We start from the raw sequence: 22889 nt of genomic DNA, 5'->3' as shown, positions 1-22889 counted from the left end.
GAAGTGATTGCGAAGAATCAGGAGACCGGGGTAGCGGGCGAACCGGCGGGCAGTGGACGTAACGAGCAAAAAGTTGAGATCACCGATCCCAAAGCCATCCGCGCCTTGGCGCACGCGGCGAGGTTGGAAGTCATCTCGGAACTTTATGCCACGCAGGTAAGCCACACGGCCACGGAACTTGCTGCCAGGACGGGCCTGACTCCCAGCGCCATGAGCTACCACCTCCGCGCACTCCAGAAGTGGGGGATCGTTGTTCCGGCCGAGAACGCAGGCGACGCCCGCGAACGTCGGTGGAAGGCGGCAGGGAAGGACTTCACCATTTCCGGCGGCAGCGTCGCCAGCCCGGAGATCGCGGTTGTCGATCTGGAACTCGATGCGTTCAGGCGGAGGGCGTCCGCTTTTGCCAAGGCCAGAGGCGAACGGCGGCAACGCGGTGAGACTGCGGAGGAACCGGCATCGGTGCTCCTGTCCAGCAACCTGCTGTATTTGACCAACCAGCAGCGTAAGGAACTTTCGGACAGAATCCGTGAAATTCTCAGGGAGTACGAGCTCGAGGATCCCACCCGGATTCCGCAAGATGCTGAACGTGTTGCTACGTTATGGTCGATGATTCCGGACGATCGGTCAGCGCCCGGGAACTAGGATTCAGGAGCCAGCCACCAACCGGCATCCTGGAAGGGCGGATTGACCGGCCCAAACGCAGGATTCTGCAAACTATGGTGAACTAGGCCAATATGGGCACCAGCCCAAATACACATTTTTTCTGTAGGAGCACCGTGCCCAGCAAGGCAAAAACCGGCAAGAAACTCGTGATCGTGGAGTCTCCGGCCAAGAGCAAGACCATCGCCAAGTACCTTGGCGAAGGCTTCATCGTCGAGGCTTCCATTGGTCACATCCGTGACCTTCCGCAGCCGTCCGACCTCCCTGCAGAACTCAAGAAGACCTCGCTGGGCAAGTTCGCTGTTGACGTTGAGCACGACTTCAAGCCGTACTACGTCGTCTCCCCGGACAAGAAGAAAAAGGTCGCCGAACTCAAGGCCCAGCTGAAAGACGCCGACGCGCTTTACCTCGCAACCGACGGGGACCGCGAAGGCGAAGCCATCGCGTGGCACCTCCTTGAGGTCCTGAAGCCCAAAGTTCCGGTCTACCGCATGACCTTCGGTGAAATCACCAAGGAAGCAATCCACCGCGCGATGGACAACCTGCGCGACGTGGACACGGCCCTCGTTGATGCGCAGGAAACCCGACGGATCCTGGACAGGCTGTACGGCTACGAAATATCGCCTGTGCTGTGGCGCAAGGTTGCCCGCGGCCTTTCCGCAGGACGCGTGCAGTCCGTGGTGACCCGGATGGTGGTTGACCGTGAACGTGAGCGCATGGCGTTCAAGGCCGCTTCCTACTGGGACCTGACGGGCCAATTCGGCGCCGAGTCGGGCTCCTTCAAGGCCAAGCTTGCTGCCGTCGACGGCTCCAAGGTTGCCACCGGCCGCGATTTCAATGACGACGGCCAGCTGGTCTCCTCGAACGTGGTCCACCTCAACGAGGAACTAGCCACCTCCCTTGCTGCCGGCCTGGAGAACGCGGACTTCAAGGTCCGCTCCGTGGACACCAAGCCGTACACCCGCCGTCCCGCCGCCCCGTTCACCACTTCCACGCTGCAGCAGGAAGCCGGCCGTAAGCTCAGGTTCTCCTCCAAGAGCACCATGCAGGTTGCGCAGCGCCTCTATGAAAACGGCTACATCACCTATATGCGTACGGACTCCTCGGCGTTGAGCGACGAGGCCGTCACGGCCGCGCGTCGCCAGGCTGCTGAGCTCTACGGTCCCGAATTCGTGCCGCAGAGTCCGCGGATCTACGCGAACAAGGCCGCGAACGCCCAGGAAGCGCACGAGGCTATCCGCCCGGCCGGTGACTCCTTCCGCACCCCGGCCCAGGTGGCCAAGCAGCTCAGCGGAGACGAGTTCCGGCTGTACGAACTCATTTGGAAGCGCACCGTGGCCTCCCAGATGGCAGATGCCAAGGGCTCCACGGCAACCATCCGCCTTGGCGCAGTTGCAGCGGACGGCCGGGACGCCGAGTTCTCTGCTTCCGGTACCGTGATCACCTTCCCCGGCTTCCTTGCCGCCTATGAGGAAGGCAAGGACGAGGGCCGCGGCGATGACGACTCGGACGACGCCCGCCGCCTGCCGAACGTGGCCAAGGACGATTCCCTTACCGCCTCGGATATTGTTGCGGTTGGCCACGAGACATCTCCGCCGCCGAGGTACACCGAAGCGTCATTGACCGCTGAACTGGAAAAGCGAGGCATTGGACGCCCGTCTACCTACGCTTCGACCATTTCCACCATCCAGGACCGCGGCTACGTCCGCAAACAAGGTTCCGCGCTGGTACCCAGCTGGATCGCCTTCTCTGTGATCCGCCTGCTGGAACAGCACTTCACCGACTATGTGGACTACGAATTCACCGCTGACATGGAAGGCGACCTGGACAAGATCGCCAACGGGCAAGCGGTGGGCGCAGCATGGCTGAAGCACTTCTACTACGGAGAAGATGCCGATCCCGGCCTGTTGAGCATCGTCAACAACCTCGGCGAGATCGACGCCCGCGAGATCAACTCCGTGCCGATCGCAGACGGCATCACGCTGCGGGTGGGTAAGTTCGGCCCGTACCTTGAGAGCACCATCCCCACGGTCGATGAGAAAACCGGGGAGGTCGTGGAGTCCGCGCGGGCCAATGTTCCCGAGGAACTGGCCCCGGATGAGCTGACGGCCGCCAAGGCCATCGAGCTCATGGAAACGGCGGCACCCGAGGAACGGGTCCTGGGAACAGATCCGCACACCGGGCACACAGTTGTAGCCAAGAACGGCCGCTACGGCGCTTACGTCACCGAGATCATCCCGGAAATGACGGAAGAACAGCTCGCCAATCAGCCGGTTGAGTATTACAAGAACGGCAAGCCGAAGCCGCCCAAGAAGCCTGTGAAGGTCAAGCCCCGCACCGGCTCGCTGTTCAAGTCCATGTCCGTGGACACCGTCACGCTGGACGAAGCTTTGCAGCTGATGAGCCTGCCACGGGTCCTCGGCGAGGACGCGGAAGGCAACCCCATCACCGTGCAGAACGGCCGCTTTGGGCCTTACCTGAAGAAGGGGACGGACTCGCGCTCCATTGGTTCGGAGGAGGAAATCTTCACGATCACCCTGGAGCAGGCGCTGGAGATCTATTCGCAGCCCAAGCAGCGTGGCGCGCGTGCAGCGGTCCCGCCGCTGGCTGAGTTCGGTCCCGATCCCGTGTCGGAAAAGAACATCGTGGTGAAGGAAGGCCGCTTCGGCCCCTACATCACTGACGGCGTCACCAACATTACGGTTCCGCGTTCCACGTCCTTGGAAGAGCTCACCAGGGAACGGGCCATCGAGCTGCTCGCCGAGAAGCGCGCCAAGGGCCCGGTGAAACGGACCACCCGCAAGGCACCGGCCCGCAAGGCAGCGGCGAAGAAATAGCACTGCGTCGGGACGCATGGCGATGATCGCACTTTGCGTCCCGGCCGCCATCATGGTCGAGTAGAACCATGACTGAACAGACTGCCGCCCCGGACAACCAACCATTGAATGATCTTGAGGCGAAGCTTGCTTTGGCCGAGCAGCCGGATGCGAATCCGGTGGATGTCATCCTCGCCTTCCTGAACAACGAGGTCTACCTGGTCAGCTCCGAAGCCGTAGACGGTCCGGATTCCTCCGTGGAACCCTTGGTGCTGTCCAACGCGGACAACCAGCCGGTCCTGGCTGTCTTCAGCCACCCGAGCCGTGTGGATGCCCGCTTCCTCGAAGCGGCCCCGAACGTGCTGGGTACCATGGGCTCGGCCATCCTCGCGAACATCGGCGACGAACTGGGCCTGGTCATCAACCCTGGAAGCGAACACGGCTTCGAGATCGATCCTGAAGGCATCGCCAATATCCGCCGTGATTTCAAGCGGGCGGACGAAGTCGACGAGACTGCAGAGTAAAAGGGCCTCAGAGTCGGACGAAACGTGCCCGCGAGTTGCTTCCCGGGCTCCGATTCGGTGAATAATGGCAGAATGCGTCTTGGCGTTCTCGACATCGGGTCAAACACCGTCCACTTGCTGCTGGTCGATGCCCATCCCGGCGCGCGTCCGGTGGCTTTCGCCTCCCATAAGCGTCCGTTGTCGCTGGTGCAATACCTGGACGGCGACGGAAACATCAGTGATGAGGGCCAGCACGAGCTGATCGAATTTGTCCTTGAGGCGTGGGAGTTCGCTGCCCGCCACAAGGCCGAGGATCTGTTGGCCTTTTGTACCTCGGCCATTCGCGAGGCCACCAACGGTGCCGAGGTCCTGGCCAGGGTCAAGCACGAAACCACCGTGACGCTGCAGGAACTCACCGGGAGCGAAGAAGCGTCCATGACGTTCTTCGCCGTGCGCCGCTGGTACGGCTGGGGGGCCGGGCCCATCCTGGACCTGGACATAGGCGGCGGCTCGTTCGAAATGGCCTACGGCACTGACGAGCTTCCCGAGTTCGCCACGTCCGTCCCCTTGGGCGCAAGCCGGCTCACCCGGGACTGGCTGCATGAGGACCCGCCCACGGCCAAGAGCGTCAAGGAACTGCGCCGGTACATCCGCTCGACCCTGAAACCGGTGGTGCGCGAATTCCAGGAACTCGGCCGGGCCAACCTCGTGGCGGGGACGTCCAAGACTTTCCGGTCCCTGGCACGTATTGCGGGTGCCGCGCCGAGCGCCGCAGGCCCGTACGTCAAACGCGAGCTCCATGCGGCGGACCTCGGCCTCTGGGCACAGCGGATCTCCGCCATGACCGTGGCGGATCGCCTGTACCTCCCGGGAGTTTCCGACGCCCGGGCCCGCCAGCTGCTCGCCGGAGCGCTGGTCGCCGAGGCTGCACTGGAGCTTTTCGAGTTCCCCAAAATGGAGATCTGCCCGTGGGCGCTGCGGGAGGGCCTGATCCTCCGCCGGCTGGACCAGTTGGTGTTCGAGGAAGCCCTCGAACCGGCCCCGCATGTGGGCAAGCGCAAGAAAGACAAGTCCAAAAAGAAGAAGAAGGCCAAGGAAAGCGAAGAGCACACGGACACAGACAAGCACTTGGAAACGGCCGGGCAAGCAGATGCCGACGGTCCCGCGCACCCGGTAGAGGGCCTGCCGGTACAGCTCGGCGCGCCGGTCTCCGACACGGCACCGGCCATGACGGCAAGGGGGGTGGCTTCCTAGGATGACTACCGACGTCGAACCTTCAGAGAACCATCGCCGGATTCCGGTGGCGCTGTCCAGCGCATCCGTTTACCCGCTCAGCGTCCACGACGCCTTCGCCGTGGCCCAGGACCTCGGTTATGACGGCGTGGAGGTCATGGTCACCAACAATGCCGTGAGCCAAAACCCCGGTGCGCTCATCCAGCTAAGCCACCGCTACAACCAGGAAATCGTGTCCATCCACGCACCCACGCTGTTGTTGACGCAACAGGTTTGGGGCACCGCCTGGAACAAGATTGAGCGTTCCTGCCAGATGGCCAAGGAGGTGGGTTGCGACACCGTGGTGGTGCACCCGCCTTTCCGGTGGCAGTCCAACTACGCCGAAAACTTCGTTGAAGGCGTCCGTGAGATCTCGGCAATGTACCAAGTGCACATCGCCGTTGAAAACATGTACCCGTGGCGCGTCCGGGGACGTGAAGCGGTGGCTTACCTGCCGCACTGGGACCCTATGGAGGGGGATTACGACGCCGTCACGTGGGACTTCTCGCATGCGGCCACTGCCGGGGCCAACAGTTTGGAGGCCGTGAAGGCCTTGGGCAGCAAACTGCGGCACGTCCATCTCACGGATGGTTCAGGCTCGGGCAAAGACGAACACCTGGTCCCGGGAACAGGAACCCAGCAGTGCGCCGGTGTCCTTCAACATCTTGCCTCCAACGGGTTCACAGGCGCGGTGGTGGCCGAGATTTCCACCCGTAAGGCCAAGGTCACCGGGGAGCGTGAGGAGATGCTCGCTGAGACGTTGCGCTTCGCACGCCAGCACCTCGCTGCCCCGGTCCGCAGCCTGGAGGGGTAGCGCCGGCTTCGGCAAGGCCCGGGACCCGGACATAAAACCTGGGCCCGGGCTTTGGCGTGCTTACAGCGGAAGCCTTTGCCTCGCGTTTTGTCCCATAACCCCGCTTAAAAGCGAAAGCACCGGCGGCCGAATCGGGAAATGGGGGAAAACCCGTCCCGGCCACCGGTGCTGCTGGCGGACATCCCCATGCCCGCCTCATCACTCGCACCCTCAATGAGGTAAGAACCAACTTACGGACCAACCTTGGGTGGGGCCTGCAATAATCTTGGGAACTTGCTGTGAATCCCTCAGTGCGGACTCCGTTCGACCCCTCCGCAGGGGAACTGCCATGATGGACCAATGAGCAACCGAATCGCATTCCTTGGCTGTGGATCAATGAACGAGGCAATTCTCACCGGCATCCTTGCTGCCGGGACCGCCCCTTCGGACATCGTCGCCACGGTGCGGCGGGCCGAGCGGGCGGAGGAGCTGGCCGAGCGGCACCGGGTTACCGCTATTGCAGGCGAAGAGGAACCGGACAACAACAAGCTGGCCACCAAGGGTTCCAGCATGGTTATCCTGGGCGTCAAGCCTGTGGGCATCACGGACCTCGCCCGGGAAATCAGCCCGGCGCTGGCGAAGGATACTGTGGTGGTCAGCGTTGCTGCCGCGGTTTCCATTGCCCAGCTTGAGGCGGCCCTCCCGGACGGCCAGCCGGTGATCCGCACTATGCCGAACACTCCCTCCAAGTTGGGCCGGGGCGTCATTTCAGTGTCGCCCGGAACGCACTGCACGGCTGTGCAGCTCGAGTCAGCCAAGGCTGCGTTCGCAGGAGCCGGCAAGGTTGTGGAGATTCCTGAGGAGCAGGTGGACGCCCTGTCCGCGATCAGCGGTTCGGGTCCCGCTTATGCGTTCTATCTGGCCGAGGCCATGGCCGCCGCCGGTGTTGAGCTCGGTCTGGACGAGGAATTGTCCGTCATGCTTGCGCGCGAGACCGTAGCCGGGGCCGGCTTCATGCTCGCTGAACCGGGTGCGGATCCGAGCGCACTCCGCAAGGCAGTCACCAGCCCGAACGGCACCACCGAACGCGCCATTGCCGCGTTCGACGACGGCGGGCTGCCCAAGATCATTGCCGAAGGCGCCCGGGCTGCCGCAGCGAGGGCAGCTGAGATCACCAAGGAGCTTGGCTGACCGCCAAGGCGGCGCCGCACCGCTAAGCCCGCGCCGAACCGCCAAGGCCGCGCCGCTAAGGCCGCGCCGCGAAGCGCTCCAACAAGTCCACGTGTCCGGATACGATCAGCATGTCGTGTCCGGACACTTTGGTTTCCGGCCGGGCATACGTGAAGTCCTCGCCCGGAGTCTTCACGCCAACGATCGTCACGCCGTACTTTGAGCGGACCTTGGATTCCTCCAGCGTGAAGCCCACGGTTTCCTTGGGCGGGTACATCTTGACGATTGCGTAGTCGTCGTCGAACTCTATGAAGTCCAGCATGCGCCCGGACACGAGGTGCGCTGCGCGGACGCCGGCATCGGCTTCGGGGTAGATGACGTGGTTGGCACCGATGCGGCTGAGGATCTTCCCGTGCGAGGGCGTGATGGCCTTGACCCACAAGTGCTGGATTCCGAGGTCCACCAGGTTCACTGTGATCAACACGGAGGATTCGATCGATGTACCGACGCCCACCACGGCGGAGCTGAATTCCTGCGCACCGAGCTGGCGGAGGGCGTCGATGTTGGTGGCATCGGCTTCCACGACGTGGGTCAGCGCCGGTGCCCACTTCTGGACAAGGCCACGGTCACGTTCGATCGCAAGGACCTCCCGGCCTTGTTTCACCAGTTGCTCGGCGGTTGCCGAACCGAAACGCCCGAGTCCGATCACCAGGACAGGCGCGTTGTGGGCGGGGCGATTGGCCGCCCCTTGGATGCTAGCCAATGATTGGCCTCTCTTCCGGGTAGTGGTACAGCTGGCTGCGCTGGCGCAGGGCCAGGCCCGCAGCAAGGGTAACGGTGCCGACGCGGCCCGCGAACATCAACGCTGTCAGGACGTAAACGCCCGACGGCGGCAGTTCGGCACTGAGGTTGGTGCTCAGTCCAACGGTGGCAAAGGCGGAAATGGTTTCAAACAGCACCCGGTCCAGAGAAGCTCCGCTGATGGACAACAGCAGGAAAGCAGCCACGGAGACGAGCGTTGCTCCGGCCACGATGACGGAGATGGCTACCCGCATGGTGCCTTGGGGGATGGTTCGGCCGTAGACCTTGACGTCTGCGTCACCGCGCGCTTCGGCAACGATTGCCAGGAACATGACGGCGATGGTGGTCACCTTGATTCCGCCCGCGGTGGACGCCGAACCGCCGCCGGCGAACATCAGGGCATCCGTGAGCAGCATGGTGGTGGATTCCATGTGGTTCTGGTCCACCAGGTTGAATCCACCGGACCGGGTCATCACCGAGGCGAAGAGTGAGTGGATGATCTTGTCCCCAAGGCTCATGTGCCCGATGGTCCGCAGGTTGTCCCACTCCATCAATGCCCAGAGGACTGTTCCCGCCGCCAGCAGGATGAAGGACACCTGGATGGTGAGCTTGGTGTGCAGGTTCCATTTCTTCCAGTTCAAGCCGTTTTGCTGCAGCACCATGACCACGGGAAAGCCGAGGCTGCCCAGGAATACCCCCAGCATCAGGGGTACGAGGATCCACAGATCGGTCTCGTAGGGAACGATTCCGTCCGAGTGCGGAGTGAAGCCGGCGTTGTTGAAGGCTGAGATGGAGTAGAAGACACCGTGCCACACCGATTGCCAGAACGGCTCACCCAGCAGCATGAACCGTGGCACCAGGACCAGGGCCAAGGCACCCTCGATGACCACCGAGGTCACGATCACGATCCGGAGCAGGGTACCCACTTCGCCGAGCCTGCCGGCGTTGTTCATGGCTTCCTGCGCGATGAGCTTTCCACGGACACCAAGCCGTTTGCTCACCATGAGGGCCAGCAGCGACGCCAGCGTGAGCGTACCGAGGCCGCCCACGAAGATGCCGATCAGGATGACGAGCTGCCCGAAGAAAGACCAGTGGGTGGCAGTGGAAACAACCGTCAACCCGGTAACGCAGACGCTGGAAACCGCGGTAAACATGGCTTGGTGGAGGGGAGTGGGCTCCCCGGAGGCAGAAGACGCCGGAAGTGACAGTAGCCCGGTGAAAAGCAGGATGACCAAGGAGAAGGCCACCAGCGCCAGGCGGGCCGGGGAGGTGTTGGCGATGTTGTCGATAAAGTCGCGCGCACGCGTGAAAATCCACAAGCCTTCGCGTTCCGGCTGGCCGGGTTGCCAGTTGGCCGGGGTAGTTGACCGCGACTGGCTTTGAGACATGGCGCTCTTCCTCAAGTGAACATACTTTCCCTGAGTAGTAAACCACTATTCGCCCGCCGTAACCGGGCGAAGCGGCGGGACGCCCTCAGGTAGCCTGTTCTGGATGAATGACACGCTTGGAACGTCTGCTTCCAGCATCACCCGCTCCGCACTGCCAACGACGGTGGTGTGGGACTCTGCCATGACCGCGTACAACTTCGGGCCTACCCACCCGATGGCACCGCAGCGGCTTGAGCTGACAGCAAGACTTGCTGAAACGCTGGGCCTGTTCGACCACAAGCATGTGGCGATGGAACCGCCCAGGATAGCCACCGACGTCGAACTTTGCTCGGTCCATAGCGCCGCCTATGTGGAAGCGGTGCGGAAGGTCAGTGATGACCCTTTCACTCCGGATGAAGGACGCGGGCTCGGGACCGAAGACGACCCGGCGTTCGCCGGAATGCACGAGGCCAGCGCGCGACTGGCCGGAGGTTCGCTGGTGGCGGCGGACGCGATTCTGTCCGGGGCCGCCGTGCGGGCCGTCAACTTCAGCGGCGGGATGCACCATGCCGCCCGCGAACGGGCCAGCGGCTTCTGCATCTATAACGACGTCGCGATGGCCATCCAGAGGCTGCTCGACAACGGCGTGCAGCGGGTGGTGAGCATCGACGTCGACGCCCACCACGGCGACGGGACCCAGAGCCTGTTTTGGGACGATCCGCGCGTCATGACCATTTCCTTGCACGAGTCGGGCCTCACCATGTTCCCCGGAACAGGTTTCGCCAATGAGACCGGTGGCCCGAATGCCCCGGGCACGGCAGTGAACGTGGCCGTTCCGGCGTTCACGGGCGACGCCGCGTGGCTTCGGGCGTTCTACGCAGTGGTTCCGCAGATCGTGGGCGCTTTCCAGCCCGAGGTCATTGTGAGCCAGCACGGTTGCGACTCCCACCGGCTGGATCCATTGACGCACCTCAACCTCAGCGTGGACGCCCAGCGGGAGGCCGCAAGCGCGATCGGAAGCCTCGCGGCCAGGTACTGCGATAACCGGTGGATAGCCACCGGGGGCGGCGGGTACGAGGTTGTGAACGTTGTTCCGCGCGCGTGGACCCACTTGATCGGAATGGTGACGCAGCGTCCCGTTCCCCTGGCCAAGCCCGTGCCCGCATCGTGGCGCACCTATGTCAGCGAGAAGTACGGGGTGTCCGCGCCGGAAAGCATGGGCGACGACGTCGATATCTGGTGGCGCTCCTGGGAAGTGGGCTATGACCCTGCCGATCCCGTGGACCGGACTGTCATCGCCACGCGCAAGGAGATCTTTCCGTTGTACGGCCTGGACCCCTGGTTCGACTGAGCGTTTGCGGCTAGGCGTCCGACTTTTCGGTCTGGAACACCACCCCTGCAGCCCCCACCAGCCAGCCGAGCAATGACAAGGCGAAAGCTCCGATGAGGTCCGTTGAAGCCTGGCCTTTGAAGAGCCACAGCACCAGGACCAGCATGCCCATGGTCATGTAGGTCATGATCGCGAAGATCACCCGTCCGGAGAGCCGGGTGGCCACCTGTGCAGGGTTCACCAGCGGCCCGTTCCCGTCCGCCCCGGCGTTGTCCCTTTTGACCTCCGAGATGGTGAACCCCAACGCCGAAGCGGTGAGGGAACTCAGCGACGTGGCCAGGACTCCGGCGGCCGTCACCAACGCTCCGTTGAGTTCGGGTGCCTCGGCCTGGCCGGTCGGAACCCACGTGCCCACCCGGATGAGCACCGTGGTCCACACCAGGACAAACAGCGCCAGGAACGCCGCAGCGATGATGTTGAAGATATGCCGGCGGAAGAAGTCAGCCATAGCAATGCACCCCGTGCAGTTGGCGGTCGGGGCCTGGGAGCCCGGACGGACCGTGAAAACGTTGTAGCACCGGGTCATTGCGCGGTCAACGGGGAGGGCGGTGACGCCGCAGGAAACAGGGATGCCAATTGACGTATATGTCGCTAGGGTGGGAGGCATGGTGACTGACGACGTATTTGCCGTCATAGCTGAGGCAACCAGGCGCGAGATCCTGGTTTCCCTCCGCTCTGGGGATAAGGCTGTAGGCGAACTGGTGGAAGAACTGGCTGCGAGCCAGCCCACTATCTCCAAGCACCTGAAAGTCTTGCGTGAAGCGGACCTTGTCAGCATGCGCGCGCAGGGCCAGAAGCGTTACTACACCCTGAACCCCAAGCCCCTGGCCGGCGTGGCCAGCTGGCTGGAAACGTTCGACGTCGGACCCGCGGCTCCCGTCGCCGTCGTACCTTCTGCGGGGGAGAAAGCGGCAGTGGCTGCCGAGGTGGCCGAAGCTCCCGCCGCAGCCGAACTGACAGCGGTGCCCCAAGCGTTGAGTCCGGCCGTCACGGTTCAGGCCGGCGAGGCTCCGGTCTCGGTGGAGCTTCAGACCGATGACACTGTTCCGCAGCAAATTGGCCGCACGGTGGGCCGGGCCGCCACCAAGGCAGCCGACCTGCTTGCGAACCTGCCCACCCTGCCTAAGTTCGGGCGGAAGCGCTAGCCCGCAATCTAACGTGATCCTTCTCACATTGTGAGGTTTTGTTCACCTTCTGATCCTTTACATTTCAAGGATTTTCCACGGTTGTGTTAACTCGCGTTCCTCGGTCACATCCGACCCGGGTGGAGATCCTACCTTTGATGGTGAAACCATGAGTGCGACTTACTGTCTTGCCGCCGCCCGTGGCACTGAAGGGATTGGAAGACGCAATGGATTCAAGGCTCGAAGCCGTCCGGGACACCGTACTTGCTCGCAATCCGGGTGAGAAGGAGTTCCACCAAGCCGTGACCGAGGTTTTCGAAAGCCTCGGCCCGGTCCACGACAGGCACCCCGAGTTCCTTGAGGGTGCGGTCCTGGAGCGCCTCTGCGAGCCTGAACGCCAGATCATCTTCCGCGTCCCGTGGACTGACGACTCCGGCCGTGTACACGTCAACCGTGGCTTCCGGGTGGAGTTCAACTCGGCCCTCGGCCCGTACAAGGGGGGTCTCCGTTTCCACCCGTCCGTGTACCTGGGAATCGTGAAGTTCCTGGGCTTCGAGCAGATCTTCAAGAACGCCCTGACCGGCATGCCGATCGGTGGCGGCAAGGGCGGATCCGACTTTGACCCCCGTGGCCGCAGCGATGCGGAAATCATGCGTTTCTGCCAGTCCTTCATGACCGAGCTGTACCGGCACATCGGAGAATACACTGACGTCCCCGCGGGCGACATCGGCGTGGGCGGCCGCGAAATCGGCTACCTCTTTGGCCAGTACAAGCGGATCACCAACCGGTATGAGTCCGGTGTGCTCACCGGAAAGGGCATCTCCTGGGGCGGATCGCTGGTCCGCCCGGAGGCCACCGGCTACGGCACCGTGATCTTCGCGCAGGAAATGCTGAAGACCCGCGGAACCTCCTTCGACGGCCAGCGCGTTGTGGTCTCGGGTTCGGGCAATGTTGCCATCCACGCGATCGCCAAGGCCCAGGCGCTTGGCGCAACTGTGGTGGCGTGCTCCGATTCGGCCGGCTACATCGTGGACGATTCCGGCATCGACGTCGAACTCCTGCGCCAGATCAAGGAAGTGGAGCGCGCACGCCTCACGGAGTACGCGGCCCGGCGCCCCGGCTCGAGCTACGTTGCCGGCGGTAGCGTGTGGGACGTCAACGGCACTGTTGCCCTGCCCTGCGCCACCCAGAACGAGCTGGACGGCAACGCCGCCGCAAAGCTGGTCAGCAATGGCCTGCTCGCCGTGGCCGAAGGTGCCAACATGCCTTCCACCCAGAAGGCCGTGTCCGTCTTCCAGGAGGCCGGCATCCTGTTCGGGCCGGGCAAGGCTGCCAACGCCGGCGGCGTGGCAACCTCGGCCCTGGAAATGCAGCAGAACGCCAGCCGCGATTCGTGGTCGTTCGAGCACACCGAGGAAAGACTCACCGAAATCATGGTGGGCATCCACGACCGCTGCGCCGAGACGGCCGAGGAATACGGCGCGCCCGGTAACTACGTAGTGGGCGCGAACATCGGTGGTTTCGTCAAGGTTGCCGACGCGATGCTCGCCCAGGGCCTGATCTAATTCCAACTGAGTAGCAGTAGAGCGCGTTCTGAACCCTCAGAACGCGCTCTACTGCTACTTGGATGGGTTAGCGTACCTGGACGGGTCAGCGCTGGAGCAGCCGCACGTGCTCCGGGTTCAGCTCCGAAACCTTGCTGACGCCCAGCAGGGCCATGGTGCGGGTCATGTCCTTCTCCAGGATCTGGATGGTGCGGTCCACGCCCTCGCGGCCCCCGGCCATGAGTCCGTACAGGTAGGCGCGGCCGATCAAAGCGAAGTCCGCGCCAAGGGCAAGTGCTGCCACGATGTCGGCTCCGCTCATGATGCCTGTGTCCAGGACGACCGCGGCGTCGCTGTTGTCCGCTTCCAGGGCAGAGGTCACCTCCGGCAGCAAGTGGAACGGAATCGGTGCCCGGTCCAGTTGGCGTCCGCCGTGGTTGGACAGGACGATCCCGTCTGCGCCATGGTCCACGACGCGCCGGGCGTCCTCCACTGTCTGGATGCCCTTGACCACGAGCTTGCCCTTCCACGTTTCGCGGAGCCAGTCGAGGTCCTCGTAGGTCAGTGTGGGATCGAACATCGAGTTGATCAGGTCGGCCACCGTGCCCGTGTAGCGGGACAGTGAGGCGAAGGTCAGCGGTTCGTGCGTGAGGAAGTTGAACCACCAGGCCGGCCGGTAGGACGCGTCCAGCACCGTCTTCAAGGTCAGGGCCGGCGGGATGGTCATGCCGTTGCGGACATCGCGGAGCCGGGCGCCGGCCACTGCCGTGTCCACTGTGACCATCAAGGTGTCATTGCCTGCCTTGGCAGCGCGCTCGATCAGCTCGAGCGAGCGGTCCCGGTCCGTCCACAAGTACAGCTGGAACCAGTTCCGGCCGTTCGGTGCAGCCGCTGCAACGTCTTCGATCGATGCCGTGCCCATGGTGGACAGCGTGTACGGGATCCCGGCGGCTTCAGCTGCCTGGGAGCCGGCGTACTCGCCTTCGGACTGCATCATACGGGTAAACCCGGTGGGGGCGATGCCGAACGGAAGCTTCGACTCCTGCCCAAGGATGTCTGTGCGCAGGTCGATCTTCGACACATTGCGCAGGATCCCGGGACGGAACTCGATGTCCTGGAACGCCTGGCGTGCCCTGCGAAGCGTGATTTCCTCTTCGGCCGCACCGTCCGTGTAATCGAAGGGCGCCTGGGGTGTCCGCCGCTTGGCGATGTCGCGGAGTTCCCAGATGGTGTTGGCCCGCTTGAGGCGGGCGGCCTTGCTGAATTCGGGCTTCTTGAACTGCATCAGCGGCGCGAGGTCGGCCACTTTGGGGACGCGGCGCTTCAGCGCGGGAGGCTGTACGACGGCGGGGGCCGGCTGGGGTGCGCGGCTGACGTTCTGGTCGCTGCCGGCATTGGCGGGGGCGGCCGTGAGCTTGGGATCGAGGGTGTTTGTCACTTCGGTTCTCCCTGGTGGTGGTGTGGTCTAACCACACTGTAGGCCATGTGGACAGACCACATCAACTACTATTCGACTATGCGAACGCACCAACTTGTCCTGGAATGGATCGAGAACCAACTCGCCAGCGGAGAACTGGCACTCGGCGGCCGGCTCCCCGGCGAGCGGGCCATGGCCGAGCAATTGCAGGTCTCCCGCACGTCCGTCCGTGAAGCCGTGCGGATCCTGGAAGCCATGGGGGTGGTCCGCGCCGGCGTGGGGTCCGGAAAGGACGCAGGCACCATCGTGATCGCTGAACCGGGGTCGGCGTTGGGGTCCACCCTTCGCCTGCACGTGGCCACCAGGCACCTGCCGGTCCCGGACATCGTGGAAACGAGGGTGCTCCTGGAATCCTGGGCAGCGGAGCGGGCCCGGCCGGGGGTAGCGGCACTCGACGACGCCGCGGAGCTTCTCGAGCAAATGGAGAACGCCCCGGACGTCGACACTTTCCTGGCCCTGGACTCCCGGTTCCACGTCGCCCTGGCTGAGGCGGCGGGCAACGCCGTCGTCAGTGCCATGATGGCGTCCCTGCGCGGCGCCATAGAAAACTACGCCGGCGAACTGACAGGAAACCTGCCCGATTGGAACGCCACTTCGGCGCGGCTTCGGGCGGAGCACCGCGCCATCCTTGAGGCGGTCAACGCGAACGACGGCGGCCGGGCAGCGGAGCTGGTGGCCGCGCACATCAGGGGCTTCTACGCGGAGGCAGGTGTGGGCTCGGCGCCCTCACCGAAGTGACAGTTTTACCCGGTGGGATTGCTCTTAACTGCCAACCCGCGGGGCAGGAGTGGGCGTGAGTGCAGGGGCCGCGGTGCTTTTGCGGATTTCAATCCGGGGCTCGAACTCATCCTGCGGTTGGCTGAGGGCTTCGGCCGATTGCTGGATCTGTTCGCGCATGCGCCGCCAGGCAAGGCTGCCGAGTTCGTTGATGGGCACAGCGGCCGTTGTGAGCGGGGGAGTGGTGTACTTGGCGAACGGGATGTCGTCGAAGCCGGTGACCGAGATGTCTTCCGGGACCCGGATGCCGCGTTCGTGCAGGCCGCTGAGCAAGCCCATGGCGACGAGGTCGTTGAATGCCAGAATGCCGGTAGCGCCGCTGGCGATGATGGCGTCCGTGGACTCGTGTCCGGAATCGAAGTTGGAACCGCCGTGGAGCATCTGCAGCTCGATTTCCGGGTGTTCCCTCCGGAACTTGTCCAGGCCCACCAGGCGCTGCCGGTTCGATGCGCTGTGTTCGGGACCGGAAAGGAAGGCCAGGCGCTTGTGCCCCAGTGAAACCAGGTGTTTGGCCAGCTCCTGGATGCCTTCCCCGTAGTCGACGCTCAGGCTGGGGGTATTGGTGGTGATGGTGGTCCGGTTGATGAGGACCAGGGGATGGAGCGTGGGAGCCAACTCTTCGAGTTCGGCATCCGCCATGCGTGGCGCGCAAAGAACAACTCCGTCGCAGCGCCGGCGTGCTTCTCCGGCCAGGATGGCTTCTTCGCTGGTTACTTCGGATGAATCGGCGATCAGGACTCTGTAACCGTCCTGGGCTGCTGCGATGCTGAGTCCGCGCAGGATGGCTTGGAAGGTCGGGTTGGCAAGGTCGGGCACCACGATGCCGATGGTATCGGTCTTTCCCAGTGCCAGGCTTCGGCCAACGGGGTTCGGCTGGTACTTCAATTCCGCTGCCGCAGCACGGACCCGCTCTGCGATTCCGGGGTCCACTGCTGCGTTGCCGTTCATGACGCGCGACACGGTGGCGTGGGAGACGCCTGCCTTTTCCGCGACGTCGGCAATGCCAACGCGCCTGTTGGTATTCCTGCGTGCCATGGTGCCCCTTCCGGTTGGCCGACCGCGTGCTGCTCCGTCCTTGGAGCGATGGTTGACGCGACCGCCAGTGTCTTGATACAAAGCTTATAACGCTCTGAGAAAACGCTTTCTCATGATTCTTCCCAGATCAAGCCGGGCCGTCAAGCGGTTCATTCCTGCCTTTGGAAAGGGGCATTTCCCCATGGTCAACGTCGACACCGCCGAGACCCAACCAGTCGCTGCTGCGGCATCCCCGAACACCTCCGCCCACCGGACCAGGATCGCCCTCATCGGCACCGGTGGCCGCTCCGAAATGTACATCAGGGCCATCTACGGCCAGCACTCCGACGTGGCAGAACTCGTGGCGTTGTCCGACGTCAACCCGGGCCGTGTGGACTTCTACCAGGACCTTATCCAGGAGCTCGGCGCGCCGGCTCCGGTAGCATCCTTCGAGCCCGCCCGGCTCACGGAGTTCATCCAGGCCAACGGCATCGAGCGCGTCATCGTCACCACGCCTGACTACACGCATGCGGACTACATCGTCGAAGCGCTCGAGGCCGGTGCCGACGTCGTGGTTGAAAAGCCGCTCACCATTGATGTTGAAGGCTGCCGCCGCATCACCACCGCAGTGGCCGAAACCGGCCGCAACGTGGTGGTGACGTTCAACTACCGTTACTCGCCCCGCAACTCAGCGCTCAAGGAAATCATCCAGAGCGGCGTGATCGGCAAAGTGACGTCCATCGACTTCAGCTGGGTGCTGGACACCGTGCATGGCGCCGACTACTTCCGCCGCTGGCACCGCGATAAGAAGAACTCCGGCGGCCTCCTCATCCACAAGGCCTCCCACCACTTCGACCTCGTGAACTGGTGGATCGACGATGTCCCCGAGCGCGTCTTTGCCTCCGGCGGCCTTCGCTTCTACGGGGACAAGAACGCCAGCGAGCGCGGCCTCGGTGCCCGTCCGGAGCGCGGAACCGTGGACGGCCTGGAACGCGATCCCTTCCGTTTGGACCTCCGCGACGACGAACGGCTGAAGGCGCTGTACTACGACAACGAAAAGTTCGATGGGTACCGCCGTGACCAGGACGTGTTCACCGACGGCATCACCATCGAGGACAATCTTGCGCTGGTGGTGGACTACCAGGGCGGTCCGACCCTGAGCTATTCCCTGAATGCGCACAGCCCCTGGGAGGGCTACCGGGTGAGCGTCAACGGAACCGAGGGCCGCGCCGAGCTCGAAGTGGTAGAGCGCGCCGCCGTCGAATTCAGCACCGACAAGAAGACCGTGGTGGACCCGAGCGCTACCCCGGTTGAGGAGGAAGACGCGGTCCGGCGTAACGGGGAGCGCCTGGTGGTCCAGCCCCACTGGGAGCCCGCCTATGAAGTCCCGATCATCAATGGAGAGGGCGGCCACGGCGGCGGCGACAACCTGCTCCTCTCCGACCTTTTCAACGGACCCGGCGTGGACCCTTTGGGCCGACCGTCCGGCTACATCGATGGGCTCCGCTCCGTCTCGGTTGGCATTGCCGGCAACCAGTCCCTCGAAACCGACCTTCCTGTCCGCATCAGCGAGCTTGGCCTCGGGGCCGACCTCAGCCGCGGCCAGGGCTAAAGCTTCTTTGACAACAAGGACTAACCAATGAGCAGGATTTTCGTCACCGGCGGTTCCGGCCGGCTTGGCCGCAGCGTCGTCGCCGGACTCGCGGCCGCCGGACATGAGGTGTTTTCGGTCGACCGGGACGCCATCCCCGCAGAGCAGTTGCCCGCCGGCGCAGTGCAGTACACCGCCGACCTTCTGGCGCCGGGGGAAGCCGAACGGCTGATTCGCGAGACGGCGCCGGACGCTGTCATCCACCTCGCGGCCATCGCTGTCCCCTTTAGCGCTCCTGAGGACGTCATCTTCAGCACCAACACGCGGCTCGCGTTCGCCGTCATCAGCGCAGCAACAGAAGTTGGCGTTCGCCGGATCGTCACGGCCAGCAGCCCCACCGCCTTGGGCTACGGCTGCCCGGAAGGCTGGCTGCCGCCGTCGTTCCCGCTGGACGAAAACACGCCGGCAACACCCTGGAACGCGTACGCGCTGTCCAAGCTGATCGCCGAGCAAACAATCCGGATGTTTGCCGCCGCCCAGGGGGACAAGATCCGCTACGCGGCGTTCCGCCCCTGCTACGTCATTTCGCCCGAGGAGTGGGAGGGCGCGTTGACGCAGCAAGGCCACACGGTACGCGAGCGGTTGGCGGATCCGTCGCTGTCCGCTCCCGCACTGTTCAACTACGTTGACGCGAGGGATGTTGCTGATTTCCTGGATGTGCTCCTGGCGAAGATGGATTCCATTCCGAACGGGCAGACGTTCTTCGTGGGGGCCAAGGATGCCTTGGCTGCCGCGCCACTGTCGGAGCTGCTGCCGCAGTTCCTGCCCGGCAGCGGCCCGCTCACGGAACACCTCACGGGGACCAGTCCAGCGTTCTCCATCGAGAAGGCACGCACCCTTCTGGGCTGGGAACCGAAGCGGAGCTGGCGCACCGAACTCACCCCGCCTTTTGACGGCGCAGACACAGCAGTACTCAAGGACGAGAACAACCGCGGGCTTGTGCCTGCGGGCGCAACCAGCAAGGAGACAGCATGAATTTCGACGGCGTACTTTTCTTCCCCGTCACACCCTTCGCCGAAGACGGCTCAGTTGATGTGGAGCTTTTGAAGGAACACATCGGTTCACGGCTGCCGTTCGGTCCGGGCGGTGTGTTCCCAGCATGCGGCACGGGCGAATTCCATGCCCTTTCCCTCGATGAGATCCGCACCGTGGTGACTGCCGCCGTCGAGGTCGTTGCCGGCGCGGTTCCGGTCGTCGCCGGTGCGGGAGGCCCGCTGGGCCACGCGATCGCCGCTGCGAAGGTGGCCGGGGAAGCCGGCGCCGACGCACTCCTGGTGTTGCCTCCGTACCTGGTCTCCGGGCCGACGGACGGCGTAGTGGCTTACGTTGAGGCCGTCGCCGCTGCCAGCAGCCTTCCCGTCATTGTCTACCACCGCGGCACGGCGAAGTTCACCGCGGCAGCCATGACCCGCCTGACCGCCAACCCCAAGGTGGTGGGCTTCAAGGACGGGATCGGCGACGTTGGGCTTGCCCAGGAAATCGTGTCTGCCATCAACGCCAGCGGCCGCAAGGACTTCGCACTGTTCAACGGACTCCTCACCGCGGAACTCACCCAGGGCGCTTACCGGGGACTGGGCATCCCGCTGTACTCCTCGGCTGCGTTTGCCATGGCTCCGGAGATTGCCAAGGCCTACTATGACGCCTACGTCGCCGGCGACGAAGACCGCCGCAATGCGTTGCTTGAGGGGTTCTACGCACCCCTGGTCCGGCTCCGCGACCAGACCCCAGGCTTTGGTGTCTCCCTCATCAAGGCCGGACTCCGCCTCGCCGGGCTTCCCGTTGGTTCCGTCCGCCCGCCGCTGGTTGATCCCACCGAAGAGCAGCTGCTGGAGCTCAAGGCGATCCTGGCCAAGGGTCACGAGCTGGCCGGCAGCTGATGACTGCGAGGATCACCGGGCTCTCCACGCGGCTTATCACCGTTCCGCTGCTGCGCAGCTGGGGAACCGAGGCGCCGGAGAACCACGTGATTGTCACCGAACTGTCCACGGACGACGGCGGCACGGGCCACGGTTTCTCCTGGACACCTTCCATTGGTCCCCACGCGGTAAAGGCCCTCCTGGACCACGACATTGCTCCCTTTATTTCCGGTGTGGAAGCCAACCCGGAAATCGTGTGGGACCAGTTGTGGAAACGGCTCCACGAAGCCGGCGGGGGAGGGCTGACCACCATCGCGATGGCCGGCGTGGACCTCGCCCTGTGGGACCTCCTGGCACGGCAATCCGGCACCTCCATCACCGGGTTCCTTGGCCAGAGGCAGGAATCCGTAGAGGTTTACGGCTCCGGGGTGAACCTGCACTACACGCTGGAGCAGTTGGTGGAGCAGGCCCAACGGTGGGTGGCGGCCGGACACAACGCAGTCAAGATCAAGGTTGGCAAGCCCGAGCTGCGGGAGGACGCCGAACGGGTGGCTGCTGTCCGGGAAGTGATCGGCCCGGACCGCCTGCTCATGATCGACGCCAACCAACGGTGGGACCTGGCCCATACCTTCAGGGCCTTGGATGCCCTGGCCGGCTATGGCCTGGAATGGCTGGAGGAACCGATCCGTGCAGACGATCTTTGGGCCTACCGGAGGCTGCGCAAGCACTCGCCGGTGCCCATAGCCTTGGGGGAGAACGTCCACACGATCTATCGCTTCAGGGATTTCATCGAGGCAGAAGCCGTGGACATCATCCAGCCGAACATTGTCCGCGTGGGCGGCATTACCCCGTTCCGGAGGATCGTCGAACTAGCCCGGGCCAACAGCATCAGGGTTGCCCCGCACCTTCTGCCCGAGTTGTCCGGCCAAATGGCACTGACCATGGCAGAAGCGGTGAAGGTCGAAGACGTCGAGGATGCTTCGTTCGCACAATTGGGCATCCTGGCCGGATCATCGCCCATCCATATCCGCAACAGCAGGCTCAGTTCCGGGGGGCGTCCCGGGCTCGGCTTCGATTTCGGTTCCATGACGCCCGCAAGCGAGAGCTCCGAAAACAAAGGAATGCACATTGAGTACAGCAACTCTTGACCTGACGGCGGTCACGCAAGCAGCGGCAGCCGCCGCCAAAGTGACCGCAGCAGCTTCCGACGCCGAACGCGCCACCTGGTTGACCGCCGTCGCCGACGCGCTGGACGCGAACGTGAACGAACTCGTGGCCATTGCCGATTCCGAAACCAGCCTCGGCACAGTCCGCCTGGCGGGGGAAGTGGCGCGGACCAGCGGGCAGCTGCGGTTGTTCGCCAAGGTGATCACCGAGGGCTCGTACCTCGAAGCGGTCATTGACCATGCCGATCCGGGCGCCACCCCGCCCAAGCCAGACCTGCGCCGCATCCTCAGGCCGGTTGGCCCCGTAGCCGTGTTCTCGGCCTCGAACTTTCCGTTCGCGTTCTCCGTGGTAGGCGGAGACACCGCCTCAGCGCTCGCCGTCGGCTGCCCCGTGATCGTGAAGGCCCACTCCGGGCACCTTCGCCTCTCCGAGCGGACCGCGGAAATCGTCAGCGAGGCGCTCGTGGGAGCAGGCGCGCCGGAGGGTATCTTCGCGCTGGTCAGCGGACGGGAAGCCGGCACTGCCCTGGTCCAGGATCCCGCCATCAAGGCCGTCGGCTTCACGGGTTCCATTCCCGGCGGGCGCGCACTGTTCGACCTCGCTGTTTCGCGCCCGGACCCCATTCCGTTCTACGGGGAACTGGGCAGCCTGAACCCCGTGGTCATCACGGAAGCGGCAGTGGCCGAACGGGGCGAGGAACTCGCCGCGGGCCTTGGAAGTTCCTTCACCATGGGTGCCGGCCAGTTCTGCACCAAACCGGGACTCGTCTTCATCCCAGCCGGCACCGACTTCGCCGCGCACCTGGCCGAAGCCAGCAAGGACAAGCCCGCAGCAGCGATGCTGACCGAACGCATCGCGGAAGCGTTCCCGCACGGGCTGCGGGGCGTCGCCGAGTTGCCCGGCGTCACGCTGGTCAGCGGAACCGCTGAGCAGGATGCGCTTGCCGACGGCGCCGCCCCCGTGGTTTTCGCGACCACCGCGGCGAACGTGGTGGAGCGGCCGGAGGAGCTGCTGGAGGAGTGCTTCGGCCCCACCACGCTGCTCATCGAGTACGCCAACCAGGATGAGTTGTCGCAGGCCCTCGCCAAGGTACCCGGCAGCCTGACCGCCACTGTCCACTCCCAGCCGGGCGAGGACATCTCCGCTTTGGTGGAGCAACTGAGTGAACTCGCCGGGCGTGTGCTGTTCGCGGGGTGGCCTACCGGCGTCGCGGTGAACTGGGCCCAGCAGCACGGGGGCCCCTACCCGGCCACCACCTCCCTCTTCACCTCGGTGGGAGCCACGGCTGTGCGCCGGTTCCAGCGGCCTGTTGCCTACCAGGACGCTCCCGAAAGCATCCTGCACCCCGCCCTGCACGAGTCCAACCCGCTGGGTATCCCGCGCCGGGTGGACGGCGTGCTCCAGCTTGGCTAAAGCACCCAACTGAATCGCAGTTAAGCGCGTTTTCAGCCGTCAGAACGCGCTTAACTGCTACTTACTTGGGCGGGGGAACACAAAAGGTGGCGGG

The 22889-nt window shown here is 64.1% G+C and carries 20 protein-coding genes; 15 read left to right on the top strand and 5 right to left on the bottom strand.

Annotation, left to right across the window (positions count from 1 at the left end; translation table 11 throughout):
• Positions 1-3: 3 nt before the first annotated feature.
• The 6 genes from QN084_RS06055 to proC all read left to right on the top strand — a co-directional run bounded on the left by QN084_RS06055 (position 4) and on the right by proC (position 7235).
• The gene (locus QN084_RS06055; protein WP_062097847.1) at positions 4-642 is read left to right on the top strand and encodes a helix-turn-helix domain-containing protein; all 639 of its coding nucleotides are present in this window, start codon (positions 4-6) and stop codon (positions 640-642) included.
• 134 nt (positions 643-776) lie between these two features.
• Entirely contained in the window at positions 777-3497 is a 2721-nt protein-coding gene (gene topA / locus QN084_RS06050; RefSeq protein ID WP_062097845.1) for a type I DNA topoisomerase, read from the top strand.
• A gap of 68 nt (positions 3498-3565) precedes the next feature.
• Complete coding sequence (locus QN084_RS06045) at positions 3566-4000, top strand: SseB family protein (protein WP_062097843.1); 435 nt, start codon at positions 3566-3568, stop codon at positions 3998-4000.
• 72 nt (positions 4001-4072) lie between these two features.
• Positions 4073-5233, top strand: a complete 1161-nt coding sequence (locus QN084_RS06040; protein ID WP_241650873.1) for a Ppx/GppA phosphatase family protein — start codon at positions 4073-4075, stop codon at positions 5231-5233.
• A 1-nt stretch (position 5234) separates the two neighbouring features.
• The gene (locus tag QN084_RS06035; protein WP_062097841.1) at positions 5235-6065 is read left to right on the top strand and encodes a sugar phosphate isomerase/epimerase family protein; all 831 of its coding nucleotides are present in this window, start codon (positions 5235-5237) and stop codon (positions 6063-6065) included.
• 339 nt (positions 6066-6404) lie between these two features.
• Positions 6405-7235, top strand: coding sequence for a pyrroline-5-carboxylate reductase (gene proC, locus QN084_RS06030; RefSeq protein ID WP_062097839.1), 831 nt, complete (start codon positions 6405-6407; stop codon positions 7233-7235).
• A gap of 55 nt (positions 7236-7290) precedes the next feature.
• Here the strand turns inward: proC and QN084_RS06025 are convergent, their stop codons facing one another.
• Positions 7291-7977: a potassium channel family protein gene (locus QN084_RS06025; RefSeq protein WP_069695913.1), complete on the bottom strand. Its 687-nt coding sequence runs from the start codon at positions 7975-7977 to the stop codon at positions 7291-7293.
• On the bottom strand, positions 7970-9403 hold the full coding sequence (locus QN084_RS06020; RefSeq protein ID WP_062097837.1) for a TrkH family potassium uptake protein: 1434 nt from the start codon (positions 9401-9403) through the stop codon (positions 7970-7972). Before QN084_RS06020 ends, QN084_RS06025 begins: the two co-directional genes overlap by 8 nt.
• Before the next feature lie 103 nt (positions 9404-9506).
• Between QN084_RS06020 and QN084_RS06015 the strand changes: the two genes are divergently transcribed.
• Entirely contained in the window at positions 9507-10733 is a 1227-nt protein-coding gene (locus QN084_RS06015; RefSeq protein ID WP_069695912.1) for an acetoin utilization protein AcuC, read from the top strand.
• 10 nt (positions 10734-10743) lie between these two features.
• Here QN084_RS06015 and QN084_RS06010 read toward each other — a convergent pair whose 3' ends face one another.
• Positions 10744-11220 carry a hypothetical protein gene (locus QN084_RS06010; protein ID WP_062099328.1) on the bottom strand — a complete coding sequence of 159 codons (477 nt, stop codon included), beginning with the start codon at positions 11218-11220 and terminating at the stop codon, positions 10744-10746.
• A gap of 157 nt (positions 11221-11377) precedes the next feature.
• On the opposite strand from QN084_RS06010, the gene QN084_RS06005 reads away from it, so the two are divergent.
• Complete coding sequence (locus tag QN084_RS06005; RefSeq protein ID WP_062099325.1) at positions 11378-11917, top strand: ArsR/SmtB family transcription factor; 540 nt, start codon at positions 11378-11380, stop codon at positions 11915-11917.
• A 206-nt stretch (positions 11918-12123) separates the two neighbouring features.
• Positions 12124-13461, top strand: a complete 1338-nt coding sequence (gdhA, locus tag QN084_RS06000) for an NADP-specific glutamate dehydrogenase (RefSeq protein ID WP_069695911.1) — start codon at positions 12124-12126, stop codon at positions 13459-13461.
• Positions 13462-13546: 85 nt separating this feature from the next.
• Here the strand turns inward: gdhA and QN084_RS05995 are convergent, their stop codons facing one another.
• Positions 13547-14878: an alpha-hydroxy acid oxidase gene (locus tag QN084_RS05995; protein ID WP_062097834.1), complete on the bottom strand. Its 1332-nt coding sequence runs from the start codon at positions 14876-14878 to the stop codon at positions 13547-13549.
• 78 nt (positions 14879-14956) lie between these two features.
• Between QN084_RS05995 and QN084_RS05990 the strand changes: the two genes are divergently transcribed.
• Positions 14957-15655 (top strand): FadR/GntR family transcriptional regulator, encoded by a 699-nt coding sequence (locus QN084_RS05990; RefSeq protein ID WP_069695910.1) that lies wholly within the window; start codon positions 14957-14959, stop codon positions 15653-15655.
• Positions 15656-15679: 24 nt separating this feature from the next.
• Here QN084_RS05990 and QN084_RS05985 read toward each other — a convergent pair whose 3' ends face one another.
• Complete coding sequence (locus QN084_RS05985) at positions 15680-16729, bottom strand: LacI family DNA-binding transcriptional regulator (protein WP_062097829.1); 1050 nt, start codon at positions 16727-16729, stop codon at positions 15680-15682.
• 181 nt (positions 16730-16910) lie between these two features.
• Between QN084_RS05985 and QN084_RS05980 the strand changes: the two genes are divergently transcribed.
• Genes QN084_RS05980 through QN084_RS05960 form a run of 5 tightly spaced genes read left to right on the top strand, consistent with a single transcriptional unit; the run spans position 16911 to position 22795 of the window.
• The gene (locus tag QN084_RS05980; RefSeq protein ID WP_069695909.1) at positions 16911-18320 is read left to right on the top strand and encodes a Gfo/Idh/MocA family protein; all 1410 of its coding nucleotides are present in this window, start codon (positions 16911-16913) and stop codon (positions 18318-18320) included.
• 27 nt (positions 18321-18347) lie between these two features.
• Positions 18348-19334, top strand: coding sequence for an NAD-dependent epimerase/dehydratase family protein (locus QN084_RS05975; RefSeq protein ID WP_069695908.1), 987 nt, complete (start codon positions 18348-18350; stop codon positions 19332-19334).
• A complete protein-coding gene (locus QN084_RS05970; RefSeq protein WP_062097823.1) occupies positions 19331-20236 on the top strand; it encodes a 5-dehydro-4-deoxyglucarate dehydratase in 906 nt (301 codons plus the stop codon). Before QN084_RS05975 ends, QN084_RS05970 begins: the two co-directional genes overlap by 4 nt.
• Positions 20236-21363 carry a mandelate racemase/muconate lactonizing enzyme family protein gene (locus tag QN084_RS05965; RefSeq protein ID WP_069695907.1) on the top strand — a complete coding sequence of 376 codons (1128 nt, stop codon included), beginning with the start codon at positions 20236-20238 and terminating at the stop codon, positions 21361-21363. The genes QN084_RS05970 and QN084_RS05965 overlap by 1 nt, the downstream gene beginning before the upstream one ends.
• Complete coding sequence (locus QN084_RS05960) at positions 21344-22795, top strand: aldehyde dehydrogenase (NADP(+)) (protein WP_069695906.1); 1452 nt, start codon at positions 21344-21346, stop codon at positions 22793-22795. Before QN084_RS05965 ends, QN084_RS05960 begins: the two co-directional genes overlap by 20 nt.
• The last annotated feature ends 94 nt before the right edge of the window (positions 22796-22889 follow it).

This window comes from Paenarthrobacter sp. R1, from assembly GCF_030264015.1.
Classification (GTDB): domain Bacteria; phylum Actinomycetota; class Actinomycetes; order Actinomycetales; family Micrococcaceae; genus Arthrobacter; species Arthrobacter ureafaciens.
The sequence above is the reverse complement of the archived record's forward strand: the minus strand, read 5'-3'. Positions and strand labels throughout refer to the sequence as shown.

Bases quoted from the DNA above. Each gene is read 5' to 3' on its own strand.
- QN084_RS06045 (WP_062097843.1), top strand. From the start codon at position 3,566: ATGACTGAACAGACTGCCGCCCCGGACAACCAACCATTGAATGATCTT.
- QN084_RS06040 (WP_241650873.1), top strand. From the start codon at position 4,073: ATGCGTCTTGGCGTTCTCGACATCGGGTCAAACACCGTCCACTTGCTG.
- QN084_RS06035 (WP_062097841.1), top strand. From the start codon at position 5,235: ATGACTACCGACGTCGAACCTTCAGAGAACCATCGCCGGATTCCGGTG.
- proC (WP_062097839.1), top strand. From the start codon at position 6,405: ATGAGCAACCGAATCGCATTCCTTGGCTGTGGATCAATGAACGAGGCA.
- QN084_RS06020 (WP_062097837.1), bottom strand. From the start codon at position 9,403: ATGTCTCAAAGCCAGTCGCGGTCAACTACCCCGGCCAACTGGCAACCC.
- QN084_RS06015 (WP_069695912.1), top strand. From the start codon at position 9,507: ATGAATGACACGCTTGGAACGTCTGCTTCCAGCATCACCCGCTCCGCA.
- QN084_RS06010 (WP_062099328.1), bottom strand. From the start codon at position 11,220: ATGGCTGACTTCTTCCGCCGGCATATCTTCAACATCATCGCTGCGGCG.
- QN084_RS06005 (WP_062099325.1), top strand. From the start codon at position 11,378: ATGGTGACTGACGACGTATTTGCCGTCATAGCTGAGGCAACCAGGCGC.
- gdhA (WP_069695911.1), top strand. From the start codon at position 12,124: ATGGATTCAAGGCTCGAAGCCGTCCGGGACACCGTACTTGCTCGCAAT.
- QN084_RS05990 (WP_069695910.1), top strand. From the start codon at position 14,957: ATGCGAACGCACCAACTTGTCCTGGAATGGATCGAGAACCAACTCGCC.
- QN084_RS05985 (WP_062097829.1), bottom strand. From the start codon at position 16,729: ATGGCACGCAGGAATACCAACAGGCGCGTTGGCATTGCCGACGTCGCG.
- QN084_RS05980 (WP_069695909.1), top strand. From the start codon at position 16,911: ATGGTCAACGTCGACACCGCCGAGACCCAACCAGTCGCTGCTGCGGCA.
- QN084_RS05975 (WP_069695908.1), top strand. From the start codon at position 18,348: ATGAGCAGGATTTTCGTCACCGGCGGTTCCGGCCGGCTTGGCCGCAGC.
- QN084_RS05970 (WP_062097823.1), top strand. From the start codon at position 19,331: ATGAATTTCGACGGCGTACTTTTCTTCCCCGTCACACCCTTCGCCGAA.
- QN084_RS05965 (WP_069695907.1), top strand. From the start codon at position 20,236: ATGACTGCGAGGATCACCGGGCTCTCCACGCGGCTTATCACCGTTCCG.